Raw genomic sequence first — 5702 nt, forward strand, 5'->3', positions numbered from 1 at the left:
CCACGATTGGGATAAAAGAACTGTAAAGGAAAGGGGTATTTTTGAGAACCAGGAGTAGCATCTCGATATCCCAACATTTCTAAAGATATCATCAAGCGGAGAGGTTGCTTTTGTTGGTGTAAGTGGGCTGCATAATCAGCGCTACCCAGTAGTCCATATTCTTCCATATCAAAAGCCACCAACCGCAAAGGATATCTCGCGGGGGTTTCGGCAAAACTTCTGGCAAATTCTAATAAAACCGCCACACCTGTTTGCTGGTTTGCGGTTGCACCAGGTAAATTTAAAATCAAGTTTTTACAGCTTTTACCTCTAACTTCAAAGGTGTGGATTTCCACACTTCCCCATTGTCCCAATTGCTGGCGAATGTATTCTTGAACAAAGAAATGTGCCGCACTGTCCATATAGGGATTGCGTTCCCTCGCTACTTCCCGAAGATGGTTTTGTAAACGCTGTTTTAAATTCAACTTATTGATGAGAGATTAGTGATTAGTAAATTTCTTGTCTATTCCCTGTTAAGAGTTCCCTGTTCCCTGTTCCCTTTCTTAAAATGTTATCCTAGTTTAGCAAGTAAGTAGCAGGTACAGGTTAAGCTAAAATTTCTTTAATTCCTGATTTAATGATGACTATTATACTATTGGACGGTTGACCTCATTTAGCACCAAGCTAAAAGCAATCTCATCCTATCATAATAAATTTATAAAACACGCAACAGGAGACAAGTAACGCATGGGCAAGGTAGTTGGCATCGACTTGGGTACAACCAACTCAGTAGTCGCCGTGATGGAGGGTGGCAAGCCGGTGGTGATTGCCAATGCAGAAGGAATGCGAACAACCCCCTCCGTCGTTGGCTTTAGTAAGGAAGGTGAAAGGGTGGTTGGGCAAATGGCCAGACGGCAAACTGTTCTCAATCCCCAAAATACCTTTTTTGCGGTAAAACGCTTTATTGGTCGCAAATATGGTGAATTAAACCCTGATTCTAAGCGCGTACCTTACACCATTCGTAAAGATGAAATTGGCAATATTAAAGTTGCTTGTCCCCGGTTAAATAAGGAATTTGCCCCGGAGGAAATTTCGGCAATGGTGCTGAAGAAATTAGCTGATGATGCTAGTCGTTATTTAGGTGAACCTGTTACCGGGGCTGTGATTACTGTTCCCGCTTATTTTAATGATTCCCAACGTCAAGCTACCCGTGACGCGGGCAGAATTGCCGGTTTAGATGTGTTACGGATTCTTAATGAACCAACGGCGGCATCTTTGGCTTACGGACTAGATCGTGGTGATTTAGAAACTATCCTAGTTTTTGACTTGGGTGGGGGAACTTTTGATGTGTCTATTCTGGAAGTAGGTGACGGCGTATTTGAGGTGAAATCCAGCAGTGGAGATACTCAACTGGGTGGTAATGATTTTGACAGAAAAGTAGTTGATTGGTTAGCAGAACAATTTTTAGAAGCAGAGGGTGTGGATTTAAGACGCGATCGCCAAGCTTTGCAACGGTTAATGGAAGCCGCGGAAAAGGCGAAAATTGAACTTTCTGCCGTTAGCGTCACTGATATTAATTTACCCTTCATTACCGCCACAGAGGATGGGCCAAAACACCTAGAAACTCGGCTGACGCGATCGCAATTTGAAGGTTTATGTGTAGACTTACTAGGTAGAATCAGAACACCAGTCAAACGAGCGTTAAAAGATGCCGGACTGTCTCCTGTAGATATTGAAGAAGTCGTATTAGTTGGCGGTTCTACGAGAATACCCATGGTAAAACAGCTAGTACAAGATTTAATTGGCATTGAACCTAGTGAAAATGTTAATCCTGACGAAGTTGTAGCCGTGGGTGCAGCTATTCAGGCCAGTGTTCTTGCTGGCGAAATGAAAGATATCCTGCTGTTAGATGTCACACCCCTATCTTTGGGTTTAGAAACTATCGGTGGTGTGATGAAAAAACTTATTCCCCGTAATACAACTATCCCTGTCCGTCGTTCTGATATCTTTTCTACTTCAGAAAATAACCAAAATAGTGTAGAAATCAATGTAGTGCAGGGTGAAAGGGACATGGCCACAGATAACAAGTCCTTGGGACGGTTTAAATTGTATGGCATTCCTCCAGCACCGCGAGGCATTCCCCAAGTGCAGGTTTCTTTTGATATTGATGCTAATGGGATTTTGCAGGTAACAGCCCTAGATCGGACTACGGGCAGGGAACAAAGCATCACCATTCAAGGCGCTTCTACTCTGAGTGAGTCAGAAGTTAATCGGATGATTCAGGATGCCCAAAAATATGCCAATGTTGACAGAGAACGCAAGGAACGAGTTGAAAAACGTACCCGTGCTGAAGCATTAATATTGCAAGCAGAACGACAACTACGGGAAGTAGCGTTAGAAATGGGAATGCAATTTGCCCGTAACCGTCGTCAACGCATTGATAATATTTGTCGCAACCTACGGGAAAGTTTACAAGCAAATGAAGATCGTGGCATTGATCAGGCTTACGCTGATTTACAAGATGCTCTGTATGAACTGAATAGAGAAGTCCGTCAGTATTATGCTGAGGATGAAGATGATAATTTATTTGGTGCTATCCGCGATATCTTCGTGGGTGAAAAAGAATCAGAACGGGATGTTTATCGAGATAATTATCGGGAACGAGACTCATCTAATCGCAGTTCTAGTAGAGACAATCGAGAAAGTCGAGAAAGTCGTTCTCCCAATTATGAAAGTCGTCCTACCCGCAGCAAACGCCCCAGCTACCAGGATAACTGGGATGATGACGATGATTGGCTCTAAGATAATTTTAGATTTTGGATTTTAGATTTTAGATTTTGGATTAACTATCTTCAGTCTAAAATCTAACTTTCAATATTTGTAGTGTTAGTGATAAGTAGAAGCATCACTGACAACTGACAACTGACCGTATGGCTAACGCCACGCTACGCTCATGGCGAAGCAACTGACAACAAACATTTAAATAACAGATTATGCAAAATTTGCAAAATTTTCGCGATTATTACGAGATTTTAGGAGTTTCTAAAGATGCTTCTAGCGAAGAAATTAAAAAGGTTTATCGTCGTTTAGCCAGACAGTATCACCCTGATCTTAATCCGGGAAATAAGGAAGCCGAGGAAAAATTTAAAACCATCGGTGAGGCTTATGAAATTCTTTCCGATCCTAGCAGGCGATCGCAATATGACCAATTTAGCCGCTATTGGCAACAAAACGGCTTTGCTGGGAATAAACAAACACCTAAACCTAAAGGTTGGGATACCCGCACTAATGGTCGTTCTAGTCAAGATGTAGACCCTAGCCAATTTAACGATTTTGAAAGTTTTGTCAATCAAGTAATTGGTGTCAGCAACCGCAAAGAACCCAAAAATAGCCCCGGAAATACCACCACTAGCGACCCCTTCCGCACTCCTAGAACTAAAGTTGCTTACACGGTCAATACTCCACCCCGCAGTAACCGCAGGGATATAGAAGCCAGATTAACTTTACCTTTAGAAAAAGCTTATCAAGGTGGTAATGAAAGAATACGTTTAGAAGACGGGCGATCGCTGGAAGTGACTATGCCCCCAGCTATGGTGACAGGGCAAACCATCCGCCTCCGCAATCAAGGGATTAGTGGTGGTGATTTATACTTAAAAATTACCGTTGATCCCCATTCATTATTTAAACTCGAAGGTTCTAACATCTTTTGTCAAGTACCTGTAACTCCTTGTGAAGCAACTTTAGGCGGACAAGTTGAAGCACCTACCCTTGATGGTCCAGTGAAAATGACCATACCCCCTGGTGTCAGATCCGGGCAAAGATTCCGTCTTGGTAACAAAGGCTACCCTGGCGAAAATGGACAACGCGGTGATCAATTAGTGGAAATTCAGATAGTAACCCCTAAAAATATTAGTCCCCAAGAACGGGAACTTTATGAAAAATTGCGAGAAATAGAAACTTTTAAACCCCGTGCTGATTTAATTTAATTGTTCAGAATCAGGATTTCTGGTTACTGAGCGATAGCCTGCGTGGCTTAACCATAGTCGAAGTACAGGATTTAAGGATTAAAAAGATGATCGTAATTTGTGGGTGAATTAAACTACATCTTTATTAAATTATTCTTCTACGTTAAATTCAACTTTATCGTAGATATCAACTAACAGAATTTGACAGGGAACAGAGGCTAAATTTAATCCAGCTTCTGGATCTGCAAATTCAGAAAATACCCATTTATTATCACCAATTTTGCAGTATTGCTCAACGTGCATTGAATATTGGTCAATTAAAATATATTCTTGAAAGGTGGAAATAGTGCGATACTCCCAAGATTTCAAGTTGTTGATTTATTCAAATAGTGTAGTAAACCCTTCTTGGGTAAAGTGTCTGTCATGAGTTAGTATTTCAGTAATGCCTTGAAACAAGGTTTTTACTATAATTTATTACGGTTAAATGCCATTCATCTTTAGTGTCTAGGTTTCAATTTTGATTCTGTACGTCATTGTTCTGCAAACTGCCATAATAATTTGTATATAATTTTCATCATGGGAGTTAAATATTGCGGTTCACTCCCAATCACCAATCACCAATCCCCCAATTATGACACAAACAGTCCAAGCTAGAGATATTGATTTACGCTACTTAATTGATAATTTTGGTATTGAGTTAGTTTTAGATGGACAATTCTTCCCGGAATGGCAAGAAGAACTACCACAACTTACGGATTTAGATAAACAACTTTTAGACAAAGTAAAAGCCGGTTATTTGAATCTTCTCAATTATCCGCCATTACTGGAAGATGTTGTCCGTATGGCAATTGTAGATCCGATACTTTTTATCGGTAATTTTTACTTATCTCCCTTTTATGTAAAATCAGAAGAATCTATAGATATTGCCGTACCAGATGAAGACGTAATCATCAAAGGACGAATGGATATTTTGGTTTTAAAAGACCAATTTTGGGTGATGATTATTGAATCAAAAAAATCTTCTTTTTCTATTGAAGAAGGACTCGCACAAATTCTCTCTTATATGTTAGGTAATCCCTATCCTGATAAACCCAGTTTTGGAATGATTGCTACAGGTAGCGAGTTTATTTTTGTGAAATTAGTAAAAGGAAAACCACCCCGTTATGCTTTATCAAAAGGTTTTTTAATGCGTAATCCTGGAAATGAATTGTACGACGTGCTGCGTATTCTCAAGCATTTAACTCAATTGGTAACTGCTTGAATTTTTCAAAGTTTACTCAGTGCACTTAACCATAGCACTCCTACCCCCAATCGTGAGAAAATACGTAGATAAAAATCCTTGTTTTCTAAGCTTTTGAGCCTTATTGAACTCTCACGTATCATTTAGGATTGCTATAGCAACTTACATTATTTCTAAATCCCAAATCGTAAATAGGTAGATTTTCGCATACCAGCTTTAGCTGTGCAGAGGCTTTTTGAATTGGGTTCTCAAAACTGGTAATGCATTGATGTAATAGCGGTAAAGTCCTGACTACAAACTTTAATTTATTTCTACCTGGCTACTTACCCAAGGGATTTAACTACTACGCCGTAAGTCCCCCACTGAATTTGGTACTCCTAATCAGTGGCGGGATATAAGGCGGGAAAAACCGAAATCGTTCTCAATCAATACGAGGCATAGCCAAGTAAGAGCAAAGAACATTTGAGGTTTTTCTAATATTATGTATTACGCCCTTTTCAAAAATAATATATCATGCT

The 5702-nt window shown here is 40.1% G+C and carries 4 protein-coding genes and 1 pseudogene; 3 read left to right on the forward strand and 2 right to left on the reverse strand.

Annotated elements, in window-relative coordinates; genetic code table 11:
- On the reverse strand, positions 1–464 hold a 464-nt coding region (locus CUN59_RS18660), incomplete at its 3' end, for a M28 family peptidase (RefSeq protein ID WP_133164051.1).
- A gap of 262 nt (positions 465–726) precedes the next feature.
- Here CUN59_RS18660 and dnaK point away from each other — a divergent pair.
- Together dnaK and CUN59_RS18670 are read left to right on the forward strand one after the other, a co-directional pair.
- Positions 727–2781: a molecular chaperone DnaK gene (dnaK, locus tag CUN59_RS18665; RefSeq protein ID WP_104389252.1), complete on the forward strand. Its 2055-nt coding sequence runs from the start codon at positions 727–729 to the stop codon at positions 2779–2781.
- A 191-nt stretch (positions 2782–2972) separates the two neighbouring features.
- Positions 2973–3965 (forward strand): DnaJ C-terminal domain-containing protein, encoded by a 993-nt coding sequence (locus CUN59_RS18670; protein ID WP_104389253.1) that lies wholly within the window; start codon positions 2973–2975, stop codon positions 3963–3965.
- Between the two features lie 129 nt (positions 3966–4094).
- Here CUN59_RS18670 and CUN59_RS18675 read toward each other — a convergent pair.
- A pseudogene (locus CUN59_RS18675) lies at positions 4095–4298 on the reverse strand (Uma2 family endonuclease); the annotation flags it as partial.
- A gap of 277 nt (positions 4299–4575) precedes the next feature.
- Here CUN59_RS18675 and CUN59_RS18680 point away from each other — a divergent pair.
- Positions 4576–5205, forward strand: a complete 630-nt coding sequence (locus tag CUN59_RS18680) for a type I restriction enzyme HsdR N-terminal domain-containing protein (RefSeq protein ID WP_104389254.1) — start codon at positions 4576–4578, stop codon at positions 5203–5205.
- Positions 5206–5702 lie beyond the last annotated feature (497 nt).

It is taken from the genome of Cuspidothrix issatschenkoi CHARLIE-1 (assembly GCF_002934005.1).
Lineage (GTDB): Bacteria > Cyanobacteriota > Cyanobacteriia > Cyanobacteriales > Nostocaceae > Cuspidothrix > Cuspidothrix issatschenkoi.